This window comes from Pseudomonas sp. NPDC077649 (assembly GCF_044542855.1).
GTDB lineage: Bacteria > Pseudomonadota > Gammaproteobacteria > Pseudomonadales > Pseudomonadaceae > Aquipseudomonas.
In genome coordinates this window covers 195,227-208,676 of the sequence record NZ_JBITVF010000002.1, presented here as the reverse complement: position 1 = coordinate 208,676, position 13,450 = coordinate 195,227, and the positions used below count along the sequence as shown (strand labels likewise).

The window sequence follows — 13,450 nt, the reverse complement described above, 5'->3', positions numbered from 1 at the left end:
CGACGGGATTACCGTGCAGCGGCCGTGCCAGGCGTTGCGGCGCCGCGCCGGCTGCGGCTGTGGCGCCGGGACGGGCGCCGGGCTGGTGCATTGGCGCTCGCGGTGCACCGCTAGGGGGCCTGGCGGGCGCCGGCGCCTGCCTATACTTCAGGCATTCCCCGCCCAGCATGGAGGCCGCCATGAGTCATCCCGCCGTCGAATCCATCCGCTGCGTGGCGTTGGTGGGCCATGCACAGAGCGGTAAGACCAGCCTGGCCGAGGCCTTGTTGCAGGCCAGCGGCGCCATCGCAACGGCCGGCAGCGTGGAGCGTGGCGACAGCCAGTGTGACTTCGATCCCCTCGAGCGCGAGTACCGCCATTCGCTGGCGTCGGCGCTGGTGCATTTCTGCTATGGCGCGGCCGAGGTCAACCTGGTCGACACCCCCGGCTCTCCCGACTTCGTCGGCCAGGCCCTGCCGGCCCTGGCCGCGGTGGACACCGCGCTGGTGCTGGTCGATGCCCAGGCCGCAGCCGTCGAGCCCAGCACCCGGCGCATGATGGCCTGGGCGGCCGAGCGTGGCCTGTGCCGCATGCTGGTGGTGAACAAGATCGACGCCGAGCGGGTCGACCTGCCCGGCCTGCTGGCCGCCCTGCGTGAGGCCTTCGGCAAGGAGGTGCTGCCGCTCAACCTGCCGGCCGACGATGCCCGCCGGGTGGTGGACTGCTTCTTCAACCCCGAGGGGCAGGCCGACTTCTCCTCGGTGGCCGAGGCCCACCAGGCGCTGGTGGACCAGGTGGTCGAGGTGGACGAGGCGCTGATGGCGCGTTACCTGGAGCAGGGCGTGATCCGCCCGGAGGAGTTGCACGCGCCCTTCGAGCAGGCGCTGCGCGAGGGGCACCTGATCCCGCTGTGTTTCGTCTCGGCGCGCAGCGGCGCCGGGGTGGTCGAGCTGCTCGAGGTGCTGGAGAAGCTGGCGCCCAACCCGCTGGAGGGCAATCCGCCGGTTTTTCTCGACGAGCGCGGCAAGGCCTTCGCCACGCTGGCTGAGCCCGATCGCCATGTGTTGGCCCAGGTGTTCAAGGTGGTGATGGATCCCTTCGTCGGCAAACTCGGCATCTTCCGCCTGTACCAGGGCACGCTGCGGCGCGATGCCCAGCTGTACGTCGGTGCGCTGCGCAAGGCGGTCAAGGTCGGTCACTTGCTGCGCCCGCAGGGCCGGCGTTACGAGGAGGTGGCGCAGCTGCTGCCCGGCCAGTTCGGTGCCCTGGCCAAGGTGGAGGACCTGGAGTTCGGCGCGCTGTTGCACGACTCCCACGACGAGGATGCGCTGCAGTTCAAGCCGCTGCCCCTGCCGCAGCCGATGCAGGGGCTGGCCGTCGCGGCCAAGCGCCGCGGCGACGAGCAGCGCCTCGCCGAGGTGCTGGGGCGCCTGCTGGCCGAGGATCCCTGCCTGCGCCTGGACTACCACCAGGACACCCAGGAGACGGTGCTGCGCGGCATGGGCGAGTTGCACCTGCGCTACCTGCTCGATCGCATGGCCGGCACCTACAAGCTGGAAGTGGAGACCCGCCCGCCGCGCGTGCCCTACCGCGAGACCATCAGCCGCGCGGCCGCGGGCCACTACCGGCACAAGAAGCAGAGCGGCGGCGCCGGCCAGTTCGGCGAGGTGTACCTGCGCATCGAACCACTGCCGCGTGGCGCGGGCTTCGAGTTCGTCGACCAGATCAAGGGCGGGGTTATCCCCGGGCAGTTCATTCCCTCGGTGGAGAAGGGCGTGCGCTCGGTGCTGGCCGCCGGCCCCCTGGCCGGTTGCCCGCTGGAAGACGTGCGGGTCTGCGTCCACGATGGCAAGAGCCACCCGGTGGATTCCAAGGACGTGGCCTTCCAGGCCGCCGGCCGGCGGGCGATGCTCGAGGCCCTGCGGGCCGCCGGTGGCATAGTGCTGGAGCCGCTGGTCAACATCGAGGTGGTGGCGCCGCAGGGCCGCCTGGGCGACATCACCTCCGACCTGACCAGCCGCCGCGGCCAGGTGCTCGGCACCGACTCGCTGGGCCCGGACCAACTGCTGGTGCGCGGCCTGGTGCCGCTGGCCGAGCTGGAGGGCTATGCCGGACGGCTCAAGGCGATCACCGCCGGGCAGGGGAGCTACAGCCTGGCGCTCAGCCACTACGAGCAGGTACCGGTCGAGGTACAGCAGCGCCTGGCGCGTGAATACCGGGCAACGCCGGAAGAGGACTGAGTCCCTAGCCGCTCAGATGCAACCTGGGAGACTGTTGCCAAGCGCTGCGCTTGATCCGGGCCATGAGCACAATCCGCCAAGGCTCGGCAAGGGAGGATCAACAACGCGTCATCCAGCCTATGCCGGGGCGCCGCTCCGGCGGCCTGTGTTTGCGCTACAATGCGCGGCGTTTTTGACCTGCCGAGACCCGCCATGCCCGCCTGCCAGACCCCGATCATCGTCGCCCTCGACTTCCCCAGCCGTGACGCCGCCCTGGCCCTGGCCGACCGCCTCGACCCCGCGCTGTGCCGGGTCAAGGTGGGCAAGGAGCTGTTCACCCGCTGCGGCCCGCAGGTGGTCGAGGCGCTGCAGGCCAAGGGGTTCGAGCTGTTCCTCGACCTGAAATTCCACGACATCCCCAACACCACGGCGATGGCGGTCAAGGCCGCCGCGGAGCTGGGCGTGTGGATGGTCAACGTGCACTGCTCCGGCGGCCTGCGCATGATGGCCGCCTGCCGCGAGGAACTGGACAAGCTCAGCGGGCCCAAGCCGCTGCTGATCGGCGTCACCGTGCTGACCAGCATGGAGCAGCAGGACCTGGCCGGCATCGGCCTGGACCTGCCGCCGCAGCAGCAGGTGCTGCGTCTGGCCGGCCTGGCCGCCGAAGCCGGCCTCGACGGCCTGGTCTGCTCGGCGCAGGAGGCGCAGGCGCTGAAGGTCGCGCAACCGCGCCTGCAGCTGGTCACCCCGGGTATCCGCCCGGCCGGCAGCGCCGCCGACGACCAGAAACGCATCCTCACCCCGCGCCAGGCGCTGGACGCCGGCTCCGACTACCTGGTGATCGGCCGGCCGATCAGCCAGGCGGCCGATCCGGCGCAGGCGCTGGTTGCGGTGGTGGCCGAACTCGGCGCCTGATTGGGGGGCTGCATCCATCCGACTGATAAAGGCCCGCGGGCCTTTATCAGTTCCCTGCATGATCCTGCACTCCAAAGCCTGATAGTGCTGCTCGCCGCCCGGCGCGCTGGCTAGACTCGTCGCGACTTTCAATCGCTGCGAGGAAGCAGACATGAGCATGACCTTCTCCGGCCAGGTCGCCCTGGTCACCGGCGGCGCCGCCGGCATTGGCCGCGCCACTGCCCTGGCATTCGCCGCCGAGGGCCTCAAGGTGGTGGTTTCCGACGTCGACGCCGCGGGCGGCGAGGGCACCGTCGAGCTGATTCGCGCGGCCGGCGGCGAGGCGCGTTTCGTGCGCTGCGACGTGACCCGTGACGCCGAGGTCAAGGCGCTGATGGAGGCGGTGATCGCCGCCTACGGCCGCCTCGACTACGCCTTCAACAACGCCGGCATCGAGATCGAGAAGGGCAAGCTGGCCGAGGGCAGCGAGGCCGAGTTCGACGCCATCATGGGGGTCAACGTCAAGGGCGTGTGGCTGTGCATGAAGCACCAGATCCCGCTGCTGCTGGCCCAGGGCGGCGGCGCCATCGTCAACACCGCCTCGGTGGCCGGCCTCGGCGCGGCGCCGAAGATGAGCATCTACGCCGCCTCCAAGCATGCGGTGATCGGCCTGACCAAGTCGGCGGCGGTGGAGTACGCGAAGAAGAAAATCCGCGTCAACGCCGTGTGCCCGGCGGTGATCGACACCGACATGTTCCGCCGCGCCTACGGGGCCGACCCGAAGAAGGCCGAGTTCGCCGCCGCCATGCACCCGGTCGGGCGCATCGGTAAGGTCGAGGAGATCGCCACCGCGGTGCTCTACCTGTGCTGCGACAACGCGGCCTTCACCACCGGCCATGCGTTGGCGGTGGATGGCGGCGCTACCGCAATCTGAGCCTCTAGCTCGGCGTTTGGCGACGCCCCTGGGCTATCGTTGGCTCGCAGGGCCACTGCGTTGGGTGGCCCTGACTGCGCAAAATCCTGCCAGGTTCAACCGGAGCGATAACCCTGATGACCGCCGATCCCCTGCTGACGCTGTTTCTCCCTGCCGCACTGGGCATCATCATGCTCGGTCTCGGCTTGTCGCTGAGCCTGGCGGACTTCGCCCGGGTGGCGAAATTCCCCAAACCCGTGCTGATCGGCCTGGCCTGCCAGCTGCTGCTGTTGCCGCTGGCCTGCTTCTTCCTGGCCAAGGCCTTCGGCCTGGCGCCGGCGCTGGCGGTGGGGCTGATGCTGCTGGCCGCCTCGCCGGGTGGCACCACGGCCAACCTCTACAGCCACCTGGCGCATGGCGACGTGGCGCTGAACATCACCCTGACCGCGGTCAACTCGGTGGTGGCGATCCTCACCATGCCGCTGATCGTCAACCTGTCGCTGGCCTATTTCATGACCGCCGAGCAGGCCATCCCGCTGCAGTTCGCCAAGGTGGTGCAGGTGTTCGCCATCGTCCTCGGTCCGGTGGCCATCGGCATGTGGCTGCGCAGCCGCTTCCCCGGTTTCGCCGAGCGCATGCAGAAACCGGTGAAGATCGTCTCGGCGCTGTTCCTGCTGCTGATCATCCTGCTGGCGGTGGCCAAGGACTGGCGCACCTTCGTCGACTACGCCCCGGCGGTGGGCGGCGCGGCGCTGGCCTTCAACCTGCTGAGCATGGCGGTGGGCTACTGCGTGCCGCGCCTGCTCAAGCTCAACCTGCGCCAGGCGATTGCCATCGCCATGGAGATCGGCATCCACAACGGCACCCTGGCCATCGCCCTGGCGCTCAGCCCGGCGCTGCTGAACAACCCGACCATGGCCATTCCGGCGGCCATCTACAGCCTGATCATGTTCATCACCGCGGCGCTGTTCGGCCTGTGGGTCAACCGCGTGCACGGCGCCGAGCTGACAGGGCCGGTGGCGCCGGGGGAGCGGGCGTAGTGCGTAGGGTGGATGGCGCTTCATCCATCCACCACGTCTGACGCCAAGGGTGGATGAAAAGAGCGTCATCCACCCTACGCGACCTCAACGCTTGCCGGCGTTGAGAATCGCCAGGGTCAGCAGGCCGGCGACTATGCCCCAGAACGCCGAGCCGACGCCGAGCAGGCTCATGCCCGAGGCAGTGACCAGGAAGGTGATCAGCGCCGCCTCGCGCTCGTTGGGCTCGCTCATGGCCTGGGTCAGGCCGCCGATGATCGAGGCGAACAGCGCCAGCGCGGCGATAGACAGGATCAGCGCCGCCGGCAGCGCGGCGAACAGCGCCGCCAGGGTGGCGCCGAAGATCCCGGCGATGCCGTAGAACACCCCGCACCAGACCGCCGCGGTGTAGCGCTTGCGCGGGTCTTCGTGGGCTTCCGGGCCGGCGCAGATCGCCGCGCTGATCGCCGCCATATGGATGCCGTGGCTGCCGAACGGCGCCATCAGGATCGACACCAGGCCGGTGCTGGTCAGCAGCGGCGAGGCCGGCACCTCGTAGCCGTTGGCGCGCAGCACGGCCATGCCCGGCAGGTTCTGCGAGGCCATGGCGACGATGAACAGCGGAATGCCGATGCTGATGGCGGCGGCGAGGGAGAAGCTCGGCGTGGTCCACTCTGGCGTAGCCAGCTGCAGCTGGAAGCCGCTGAAATCCAGCAGGCCGAAGACCCCGGCCAGCAGGCTGCCGACGATCAGCGCGGCGAGCACCGCGTAGCGCGGCCACAGGCGCTTGCCAAGCAGGTAGGCGAGCAGCATGGCGACCACCAGCACGGGTTGCTGCTCGGCGGCCACGCAGATTTCCAGGCCGATCTTGAACAGCACGCCGGCCAGCAAGGCGGCGGCGATGGAGGCGGGGATACGCCGCATCAGGCGGTCGAAGGTGCCGGTCAGGCCGATCAGCACGATCAGCCCCGAAGCCAGGATGTAGGCGCCGATGGCCTCGCCGTAGGACACCTGCGGCAGGCTGGTGATCAGCAGCGCCGCGCCGGGGGTGGACCAGGCGATCATCACCGGCGCGCGGTAGCGCAGCGACAGCACGATGCAGCACAGCGCCATGCCGATCGACAGCGCCCAGATCCACGAGGAAATCTGCCCGCTGCTCAGGCCGGCGGCCTGGCCGGCCTGGAACATCAGCACCAGCGAGCTGGTGTAGCCGGTGAGCATGGCGATGAAGCCGGCGACCACGGCCGAGGTGGAGGTGTCCGCCAGCGGGCGCAGGCGGGCGGGGGCGGCGTCTTGCATCAGAACAGTCCCGTGTCGACGAGTATGGGGTAGAGCGAGGCGACCAAGAGTAACGCCATGCCGATATTGAAGGCGCGCAGCGCACGTGGATTGTCCAGCCAGCTGCGCAGCAGGCTGCCGGCCACGGTCCACAGGCCGACGCTGGGGCAGTTGACCAGAGCGAACAGCGCGGCGATCAGCAACACGTTGCTGACGAAGCCGTCCTGCGGCGTGTAGGTGGTGATGGCGCCGATGGCCATGATCCACGCCTTGGGGTTGACCCACTGGAAGGCCGCCGCCTGGAGGAAGGTGAAGGGCTTGGCCGCCGATCTGGCGCTGCCCTGCGGCGCGCCGGCCTGGGCGATCTTCCAGGCCAGGTAGAGCAGATAGGCGGCGCCGACGTAGCGCAGCACCTGGTGCAGCACCGGCACGCGCTCGAACAGCTGGCCCAGCCCCAGCCCCACCGCAGCCACCAGCAGCATGAAGCCCAGGCTGATGCCGAGCATGTGCGGGATGCTGCGGCGCACGCCGAAATTCACCCCGGAGGCGAGCAGCATCATGTTGTTGGGCCCAGGCGTGACCGAGGTGACGAAGGCGAAGGCGACGAAGGCGAGCAAGAGTTCGGCGGTCATGGGGGTTCTCCGGTGACAGGCCATCAGCCTATGGCGCCGCCGGGGCGGCGTCGCGGTACAGCCACCTGCGGGTTGAACCGTACAGTCTGGTCAAGCGTCGCGCGCCTGGTTAGCCTCGGGGTTTTCCCGGATCAGGACAGGCCCGATGCAACCGGACAACCCCTATAGCGCGCCGCAGGCGGACCTGCTCGACGCGACACGCGCCCCCCGCCTGCAGGGCTGGAGCGCGCGCCAGCTGCAGGTGCTCGGCTGGCTGGCGCTGGTCTCGGTGCTGACCAACGCCCTGATGTTTGGCTTGCTGGTGGCCAGCGGCCTGCTGGAGGAGGGCGAGGCGCAGCTGCTGCTGGCCTACACCGACTGGCTGAACCTGGCGCTGGTGCTGCTCGGCTGCTACCTGCTGCTGCGGTTCAAGGCCTTCGCCGAGGCGCGTTTCGCCGCCAGGGGGCTGGGCGTGCCGATCTGGGCGCTGGTGGCGGTGACCCTGCTGCTGGAGGCGCTCGATGCTCTGTTCGGCGAGCGCCTGTTCGCCGCCCTGGATTGGCCGACCGCGAGCTATATCGGCGTGCTTTGCCTGATGGGCGCCTGCACCGCCTGGCTCGGTGTACGCCTGCTCAAGGTCGACTACCCCTATCCGGCGCTGCGGGTGATGGCCTGGCTCGACCTGGTCGGCGGCCTGATGCTGGTCAGCGTGCTGCTGATGCTGGTGGCCGTGCTGCCGCTGCTCGGCGCCGGCGTGGCGTTGATGCTGGTGTTCTTCAAGGGCGCCGCCGAGCTGCAGGAGCCGGCGGCGCACTAGCAGGTTGCCAGGCCGTCGCCGGCTCAGGGCTGGGCCAGCTGCGACTGGCTCAGCTGGTGCTCCTCGCCGGCGTAGTAGGCGCGCACCCTGGGGTCCATCACCGCGCGCCACAGCGGTGGAATCAGCGCCAGGACGATCATCCCGGCATAGCCGTTGGGCAGTTGCGGGCTGTCGTCGAAGTGGCGCAGCACCTGGTAGCGACGCTTGGCGTAGGCGTGGTGGTCGGAATGGCGCTGCAGGTGGAAGAGGAACAGGTTGGTCAGCAGGAAGTTGCTGTTCCACGAGTGGTGCGGGTTGGTGCGCTCGTAGCGGCCGTTGTCCAGTTTGCGCCGGTGCAGGCCGTAGTGCTCGACGTAGTTGACTATCTCCAGCAGGGTGAAGGCCATGACCGCCTGGCCGAGGAAGAACAGCGCGCCGAGCCAGCCGAACGCCAGGCCGAAACCGAGCAGCAACAGGGCGCTGATGGCGTACCACCAGATCAGCTCGTTGCGCCAGTGCAGGGCCGGCAGGCCGCGACGTTTGAGGCGCTCGGCCTCCAGCGTCCAGGCGTTGAGGAAGTTGTGCTTGTAGGCGTGCGGCAGGAAGGCGTACAGGCTCTGGCCGAAGCGCGAGGAGGAGGCGTCCTCGGGGGTGGAGACGTGCACGTGATGGCCGCGTACGTGCTCCACCTTGAAGCCGGCGTAGCACACCGCGGCCAGCAACAGGCCGCCGGCGCGTTGTTCCAGCTGCGGATCCTTGTGGATCAGCTCGTGCGCCACGGTGATGCCGATGGCGCCCATCACCGTGCCTACCGACAGCACCCAGCCGAGCTGGCCGAGCCAGCTCCAGGCCTGGTAGTTGACGAACACCCAGCCGCTCCAGACCAGCATGGCCAGCAGCAGCGGCACCGTGGCCAGGCTCAGCAGGCGGTAGTAGCCCTGGGCTTCCAGGGCCGGTACCTCGCTGCTTTCCTCCGGGTTGGCCGGGTCGCGGCCGACCACGAAATCCAGCAGCGGGATCACCCCGAACACCACGGTGATCACCAGCCAGGCCCAGGCGTCGGCATGGGCGCTGCCCAGCGACCAGTAGTAGCTGAGCGGAATGCCGAGCACCGGCACCAGCCAGATCCAGTAGCCGACCTTCTTCAGGGCGATCATCCAGGGGGAGGGCAGGCGTTCGAACATGGGCGGCTCCGGCTTGTTATCGTGGTGGGTACTGATGTCTGATTGTAGGACAATCTGTTTTCGAGACCAGCCGTCCGGGGCCCACCTTTAGATCAGAAAGCCGCCCGCCGGGGCGCTTGGCCCGGTAACACCCTGTGTTACACTCGCCGCTCGATTTTCCGCCGCCGCCCAGCAATGGCGGGGCTCTCAGACTCGACCGCCTGCCCCTGGATCGACGCAAATAAGGAATGTCATGACGTTCAAGGCCCCGGACAGCCTCGCCGAGCAAATTGCCCACTACCTGGCCGAACGCATCATTCGCGGCGAGCTCAAGGAGCGCGAGCGCATCCAGGAGCAGAAGGTCACCCAGGCGCTCAACGTCAGCCGCGGATCGGTGCGCGAGGCGCTGCTGATTCTCGAGCGTCGCCACCTGATCGTGATCCTGCCGCGTCGCGGCGCCCAGGTCACCGAACTGACCCCGCACAAGGTGCAGAGCCTCTACGGCCTGGTGATCGAGCTGTATATCCTGCTGGCCCGTGCGGTGATCGAGCGCTGGCAGGCGGAAAGCGATCTGGCGCCCTTCGTCGACATTCAGCAGCGCCTGCTGGACAGCCTGCAGCGCGGCGATATCGGCGCCTTCGTCGAGAACAGCTTCGACGTGATGCGCGCCGCCTTTCCCTTCGCCGACAACCCCTACTTGCAGGAAACCCTGGAGAACCTGCTGCCGGCCATCAGCCGCACCTATCACCTGGCGCTGGAGCGGCGCAAAGGCGAGATGGGCCAGTTCATGAACACCTTCGCCAGCCTGCTGCAGGCGATCATCGCCCGCGACCACGGCCGCGCCCGCGAGGTGCTGCAGGCTTACGGTCAGCACAACTGCCAGCTGGTGCTGGCGACCCTGGCCGAGCGCTAAGCCCCGATGCGCCTGAAAAGCATCAAGCTGGCCGGCTTCAAGTCCTTCGTCGACCCGACGACCGTCAGTTTTCCCAGCAACATGGCGGCGGTGGTCGGGCCCAACGGCTGCGGCAAGTCCAACATCATCGACGCCGTACGCTGGGTGATGGGCGAGAGTTCGGCGAAGAACCTTCGCGGCGAGTCGATGACCGACGTCATCTTCAACGGCTCCAACACGCGCAAGCCGGTGACCCAGGCCTCCATCGAGCTGATCTTCGACAACAGCGACAATTCGCTGGTGGGTGAGTACGCCGCCTTCGCCGAGATCTCCATCCGCCGCCGGGTGACCCGCGACGGGCAGAACACCTATTTCCTCAACGGCACCAAGTGCCGCCGCCGCGACATCACCGACATCTTCCTGGGAACGGGGTTAGGGCCGCGCAGCTACTCGATCATCGAGCAGGGCATGATCAGCAAGCTGATCGAGGCCAAGCCCGAGGAGCTGCGCAACTTCATCGAGGAAGCCGCCGGCATCTCCAAGTACAAGGAGCGCCGCCGCGAGACCGAGAACCGCATCCGCCGCACCCAGGAAAACCTGGCGCGCCTGACCGACCTGCGCGAAGAGCTGGAACGCCAGCTCGAACGCCTGCACCGTCAGGCCCAGGCGGCGGAGAAGTACCAGGAATACAAGGCCGAGGAACGCCAGCTCAAGGCCCAGCTGCTGGCCCTGCGCTGGCAGACCCTGAACCAGCAGGTCGGCAGCCGCGAACAGGTGATCGGCGACCAGGAAGTGGCTTTCGAGGCGCTGGTGGCCGAGCAGCGCAGCGCCGATGCCGCTATCGAGCGCCTGCGCGACGGCCACCACGAACTGAGCGAGCGCTTCAACCTGGTGCAGGGGCGCTTCTACTCGGTGGGTGGCGATATCGCCCGCGTCGAGCAGAGCATCCAGCACGGCCAGCAGCGCCTGCGCCAGTTGCAGGACGATTTGCGCGAGGCGGAAAAGGCGCGCCTGGAAACCGAATCCCACCTCGGCCATGACCGCACGCTGCTGGCCACCCTCGGCGAAGAGCTGGAGATGCTGTTGCCCGAGCAGGAGATGACCGCCGCCGCCGCCGAGGAGTCCGCCGCCGGCCTGGAAGAGGCCGAGGCCGCCATGCACGGCTGGCAGGAGCAGTGGGACGGCTTCAACCAGCGCAGCGCCGAGCCGCGCCGGCAGGCCGAGGTGCAGCAGTCGCGCATCGCTCAGCTGGAGCAGAGCCTGGAACGTCTGGCCGAACGCCAGCGCCGCCTGGGCGAAGAATTGCAGCAACTGGCGGCCGACCCCGAAGACGCCGCGATCCTGGAACTGAACGAACAGCTGGCGGCTGGCGAATTGGAGCAGGAGTCGCTGCAGGCAGCCGAAGAGCAGCAGGCCGAGCGCCTGCAGCAGCTGCGCGAGGAGCTGCTGCAGGCCGGCCAGGCTCAGCAGCAGGCCCAGGGCGAATTGCAACGGCTGAACGGTCGCCTGGCTTCGCTGGAGGCCCTGCAACAGGCCGCGCTCGATCCGGGGCAGGGCGCCGGCGACTGGCTGCGCGAGCAGAATCTGCAGCAGCGTCCGCGCCTGGCCGAAGGCCTGCGCGTGGAAGCCGGCTGGGAGCTGGCGGTGGAAACCGTGCTCGGCGCCGACCTGCAGGCGGTGCTGCTGGATGATTTCGCCGGGCTGGATTTCACCGCGCTTCAGCAGGGCGAACTGCGCCTGGCCAGCCCGGCTGCGGGCGGCGCGCGCCACGCCGGCAGCCTGCTGGACAAAATCGAATCCAAGCATGACCTGTCGCCCTGGCTGGCCAGCGTACGCCCGGTGGAGTCGCTGGAGCAGGCCCTGGCGGCGCGCGCCCAGCTGGCCGAGGGCGAAAGCCTGATCAGTCGCGACGGCTACTGGGTCGGCCGACATTTCCTGCGTGTGCGCCGCGCCGCCGAGGCCGACAGCGGCGTGCTGGCCCGCGGCCAGGAGCTGGAACGCCTACAGCTGGAGTGCGAGGAGCGTGAAGCGGCCCTGGCGCAACTGGACGAGCGCCTGCTGGCGCTACGCGACCAGCAACGCCGCCAGGAGGAGCTGCGCGAGCAGCAGCGTCGCCAGTTGCAGGACAGCAGCCGCCAGCTGGGCGAGCTCAAGGCGCGGCTGTCCGCCAGCCAGGCCAAGGCCGAGCAACTGGGGCTGCGCCGCCGCCTTCTGGATGGCGAGCTGCAGGAAGCGGCCGAGCAGCGCGAGATCGAGCAGGAGCAACTGGGCGAAGCGCGCCTGCAATTGCAGGATGCGCTGGACGCCATGGCGCTGGATAACGAGCAGCGCGAAAGCCTGCTGGCCAGCCGCGACAGCCTGCGCGAGCGCCTCGACCGGGTGCGCCAGGAGGCGCGCCAGCACAAGGATCACGCCCATCAGCTGGCGGTGCGGGTCGGCTCGCTCAGGGCGCAGCACGACTCCACCCGCCAGGCGCTGGAGCGCCTGCAACTGCAGGCCGAACGCCTGCATGAGCGGCGCGAGCAGCTGTCGCTGAATCTGGAAGAAGGCGAGGCGCCGCTGGAGGAGCTGCGCATCAAGCTCGAGGAACTGCTCGAACGACGCATGGCGGTGGACGAAGAGTTGCGCCAGGCGCGTCTGGCGCTGGAAGACGCCGACCGCGAACTGCGCGACGCCGAGAAGCGCCGCAGCCAGGCCGAGCAGCAGGCGCAACTGCTGCGCAGCCAGCTGGAGCAGCAGCGTATGGACTGGCAGTCGCTCAACGTGCGGCGCAAGGCCCTGGCCGATCAGCTCGCCGAGGACCACTACGACCTGCACGGGGTGATCGCCACCTTGCCGGCCGAGGCCACGGAAAGCGCCTGGGAAGAAGAGCTGGAGCGCATGGCCGCGCGCATCGCCCGGCTCGGGCCGATCAACCTGGCGGCCATCGACGAGTATCAGCAGCAGTCCGAGCGCAAGCGCTACCTGGATGCGCAGGACGCCGACCTGGTCGAGGCGCTGGACACCCTGGAAAACGTCATCCGCAAGATCGACAAGGAAACGCGCAACCGTTTCAAGGACACCTTCGATCAGATCAATGGCGGTCTGCAGGCACTCTTTCCAAAAGTTTTCGGCGGCGGCAACGCTTATTTGGAACTCACCGGCGAAGATCTACTCGATACCGGTGTAACCATCATGGCGCGGCCCCCGGGCAAGAAGAACAGCACCATTCATTTGCTCTCCGGCGGAGAGAAGGCTTTGACCGCTTTGGCACTGGTGTTTTCCATCTTCCAGCTCAATCCGGCGCCGTTCTGCATGCTGGACGAAGTGGATGCGCCGCTGGACGATGCCAACGTGGGTCGCTACGCGCGCCTGGTCAAGGAGATGTCGGCGACGGTGCAGTTCATCTACATCACCCACAACAAGATCGCCATGGAAATGGCCGATCAGCTGATGGGCGTCACCATGCATGAGCCGGGCTGCTCGCGCCTGGTGGCGGTGGACGTCGAGGAGGCGCTGGCCATGGTGGAGGCATGATGTTGCCGGGCTGGCTGAACACAGGCAAAACTCCATGTGGGTGCCGGTGTAAAGTTGCCTTTCGTCGTGCTAGCTTATTGCCCACTTTTGTTACACGCGGAAAACGTCAGATAGAACATGGAGTTGGCGCCGCGTTTATAGTCGAGTCAGGGTCCGTTTGACTGGATCTTTCT

The 13,450-nt window shown here is 68.2% G+C and carries 10 protein-coding genes; 7 read left to right on the top strand and 3 right to left on the bottom strand.

What is annotated here, in order from left to right:
- Window positions 1–179 precede the first annotated feature (179 nt).
- From fusA to ACIGFL_RS08035, 4 genes are all read left to right on the top strand, one after another.
- Window positions 180–2,219 (top strand): elongation factor G, encoded by a 2,040-nt coding sequence (gene fusA, locus ACIGFL_RS08050; RefSeq protein ID WP_397496800.1) that lies wholly within the window; start codon window positions 180–182, stop codon window positions 2,217–2,219.
- Window positions 2,220–2,411: 192 nt separating this feature from the next.
- Window positions 2,412–3,113, top strand: coding sequence for an orotidine-5'-phosphate decarboxylase (pyrF, locus tag ACIGFL_RS08045; protein ID WP_021442191.1), 702 nt, complete (start codon window positions 2,412–2,414; stop codon window positions 3,111–3,113).
- A gap of 151 nt (window positions 3,114–3,264) precedes the next feature.
- The gene (locus ACIGFL_RS08040; protein ID WP_397496799.1) at window positions 3,265–4,026 is read left to right on the top strand and encodes an SDR family oxidoreductase; all 762 of its coding nucleotides are present in this window, start codon (window positions 3,265–3,267) and stop codon (window positions 4,024–4,026) included.
- A 116-nt stretch (window positions 4,027–4,142) separates the two neighbouring features.
- Window positions 4,143–5,045, top strand: coding sequence for a bile acid:sodium symporter family protein (locus ACIGFL_RS08035; RefSeq protein ID WP_021442189.1), 903 nt, complete (start codon window positions 4,143–4,145; stop codon window positions 5,043–5,045).
- 84 nt (window positions 5,046–5,129) lie between these two features.
- Here ACIGFL_RS08035 and ACIGFL_RS08030 read toward each other — a convergent pair whose 3' ends face one another.
- Window positions 5,130–6,320 carry a benzoate/H(+) symporter BenE family transporter gene (locus ACIGFL_RS08030; protein WP_397496798.1) on the bottom strand — a complete coding sequence of 397 codons (1,191 nt, stop codon included), beginning with the start codon at window positions 6,318–6,320 and terminating at the stop codon, window positions 5,130–5,132.
- Window positions 6,320–6,931, bottom strand: a complete 612-nt coding sequence (locus ACIGFL_RS08025) for a LysE family translocator (RefSeq protein ID WP_397496797.1) — start codon at window positions 6,929–6,931, stop codon at window positions 6,320–6,322. The genes ACIGFL_RS08030 and ACIGFL_RS08025 overlap by 1 nt, the downstream gene beginning before the upstream one ends.
- Window positions 6,932–7,076: 145 nt before the next feature.
- Between ACIGFL_RS08025 and ACIGFL_RS08020 the strand changes: the two genes are divergently transcribed.
- Window positions 7,077–7,727, top strand: coding sequence for a hypothetical protein (locus tag ACIGFL_RS08020; RefSeq protein WP_021442186.1), 651 nt, complete (start codon window positions 7,077–7,079; stop codon window positions 7,725–7,727).
- A 23-nt stretch (window positions 7,728–7,750) separates the two neighbouring features.
- Here the strand turns inward: ACIGFL_RS08020 and ACIGFL_RS08015 are convergent, their stop codons facing one another.
- Window positions 7,751–8,890, bottom strand: coding sequence for an alkane 1-monooxygenase (locus ACIGFL_RS08015; RefSeq protein WP_397496796.1), 1,140 nt, complete (start codon window positions 8,888–8,890; stop codon window positions 7,751–7,753).
- Window positions 8,891–9,122: 232 nt separating this feature from the next.
- Between ACIGFL_RS08015 and ACIGFL_RS08010 the strand changes: the two genes are divergently transcribed.
- Complete coding sequence (locus ACIGFL_RS08010) at window positions 9,123–9,782, top strand: GntR family transcriptional regulator (protein ID WP_397496795.1); 660 nt, start codon at window positions 9,123–9,125, stop codon at window positions 9,780–9,782.
- A gap of 6 nt (window positions 9,783–9,788) precedes the next feature.
- On the top strand, window positions 9,789–13,277 hold the full coding sequence (gene smc, locus ACIGFL_RS08005; RefSeq protein WP_397496794.1) for a chromosome segregation protein SMC: 3,489 nt from the start codon (window positions 9,789–9,791) through the stop codon (window positions 13,275–13,277).
- The last annotated feature ends 173 nt before the right edge of the window (window positions 13,278–13,450 follow it).

What these genes read in the sequence shown, in the direction of transcription:
- fusA (WP_397496800.1), top strand. Translation starts at nt 180, where the DNA reads ATGAGTCATCCCGCCGTCGAATCCATCCGCTGCGTGGCGTTGGTGGGC.
- pyrF (WP_021442191.1), top strand. Translation starts at nt 2,412, where the DNA reads ATGCCCGCCTGCCAGACCCCGATCATCGTCGCCCTCGACTTCCCCAGC.
- ACIGFL_RS08040 (WP_397496799.1), top strand. Translation starts at nt 3,265, where the DNA reads ATGAGCATGACCTTCTCCGGCCAGGTCGCCCTGGTCACCGGCGGCGCC.
- ACIGFL_RS08035 (WP_021442189.1), top strand. Translation starts at nt 4,143, where the DNA reads ATGACCGCCGATCCCCTGCTGACGCTGTTTCTCCCTGCCGCACTGGGC.
- ACIGFL_RS08030 (WP_397496798.1), bottom strand. Translation starts at nt 6,320, where the DNA reads ATGCAAGACGCCGCCCCCGCCCGCCTGCGCCCGCTGGCGGACACCTCC.
- ACIGFL_RS08025 (WP_397496797.1), bottom strand. Translation starts at nt 6,931, where the DNA reads ATGACCGCCGAACTCTTGCTCGCCTTCGTCGCCTTCGCCTTCGTCACC.
- ACIGFL_RS08020 (WP_021442186.1), top strand. Translation starts at nt 7,077, where the DNA reads ATGCAACCGGACAACCCCTATAGCGCGCCGCAGGCGGACCTGCTCGAC.
- ACIGFL_RS08015 (WP_397496796.1), bottom strand. Translation starts at nt 8,890, where the DNA reads ATGTTCGAACGCCTGCCCTCCCCCTGGATGATCGCCCTGAAGAAGGTC.
- ACIGFL_RS08010 (WP_397496795.1), top strand. Translation starts at nt 9,123, where the DNA reads ATGACGTTCAAGGCCCCGGACAGCCTCGCCGAGCAAATTGCCCACTAC.
- smc (WP_397496794.1), top strand. Translation starts at nt 9,789, where the DNA reads ATGCGCCTGAAAAGCATCAAGCTGGCCGGCTTCAAGTCCTTCGTCGAC.